At 76.0% G+C, this 387-nt stretch carries 1 protein-coding gene; it reads left to right on the top strand.

Features of this window, described 5'->3' with window-relative positions:
• Window positions 1–132: 132 nt before the first annotated feature.
• The coding region (locus C1J01_RS48885; protein ID WP_146616091.1) for a hypothetical protein at window positions 133–387 on the top strand (255 nt) is incomplete at its 3' end.

Raw genomic sequence — 387 nt, 5'->3', positions numbered from 1 at the left:
GGGGGCGCGGGCGCGGTGCTGCTGCGGGCGCGCGAACCCCTGGCCGGCCGTTTCGCCCGCCTCCGGTGGGGCGAACTGACGCGTTCCCCCGCGGGCGGACGGCCTCCGGGTGCTTCCGGCTCCGTGCGGTGTGTGACCCGGGGGTTCCCGCAGGCGTGGCAGCGGGACGGCGTCCGGGACGCGGAGTCGGTGTCCGGCCTGGTGGACGCACCCGTGAGCGTGGTGTCGAAGGCGTTGGCGTTCCGGGTGCTGGATCCGGCGCCCGAGTCGATGCCCGTCCCGCTCTGGCACGGCCTGGCGGGCGCCGCCCTCCTCGCCGAGCACACCGGCCACATCGTCGGCCTGATCACCACCGGCCACACGCACCACCCCACCGCCTGTCTCTTA

The organism is Nonomuraea aridisoli (assembly GCF_003236395.1).
Classification (GTDB): Bacteria; Actinomycetota; Actinomycetes; order Streptosporangiales; family Streptosporangiaceae; genus Nonomuraea; species Nonomuraea aridisoli.
This window is presented reverse-complemented; position numbering and strand designations above follow the sequence as displayed.